This is a genomic window from Vibrio sp. 704 (assembly GCF_033339295.1).
On the sequence record NZ_JAWOUH010000322.1, the window covers coordinates 1 to 786 of the forward strand.

The 786-nt window shown below is 47.2% G+C and carries 1 protein-coding gene; it reads right to left on the reverse strand.

Annotated elements, in window-relative coordinates:
* The coding region (locus R7R24_RS26195; RefSeq protein WP_318120044.1) for a galactose-1-epimerase at positions 1–709 on the reverse strand (709 nt) is incomplete at its 3' end.
* Positions 710–786 lie beyond the last annotated feature (77 nt).

Below are 786 nucleotides of genomic sequence, written 5' to 3' on the forward strand. Positions count from 1 at the left end.
TCGATTTTGGCTCGGTGAAGTCGAAACTGGTACCCAAAACTGGCTTTTGTTCACCGGTAGGAATTAACCCCGCATCCGTTGGCAAGTAATATCCAGCGTTAAGCTGTAAAGTATGATCCAAACTTTTCGCGCGGCTCGCCTCACCAGCCAAGTTAAAGTAGGCGTGATTGGTTAAATTCACTGGTGATGTTTTGTCGGTCTTAGCATCATAGGCGATAGCTAGTTCATTCTCGTCAGTGAGCGTGTACGTCACCTTCACATCGAGGTTTCCCGGATAGCCTTGGTCACCGTCCGGGGAGCGAAGTGAAACAGTGACCTGTTGATCATTTTGCTCTTCAACCTTCCAGCGGCGTTTATCAAACCCTTCTAGGCCACCGTGCAGTGAGTTTTCACCGTTATTGATACCAAGTTGATACTTCTCTCCGTCTATCTCAAACTGCCCTTTCGCAATTCGGTTAGCAAAGCGGCCAACAATGGAACCGAAGTAAGCGTCTTGCTTCATGTGTTCAGCCATATTTGGTGAGCGCAACAACACTTCACGGTTTTCACCATTTACCGGTAATGTGCAACTCAACCACGTCGCACCGATATCCATAAACGACGCTGTCATACCATTCGCGTTGGTCAAATGAATCAGATTCGCAGTTTGGCCATCAAACGACGGCGTTTGCGCCATCGCTTGTTCTAGTTGTTGAAAATAGGCTTTCATCATCATTCCTTACAGCACTTCAACCAAACCCGCACCATTTTTGGCTTGGCAAACATAAATCGACTCTTTTAAGCCCG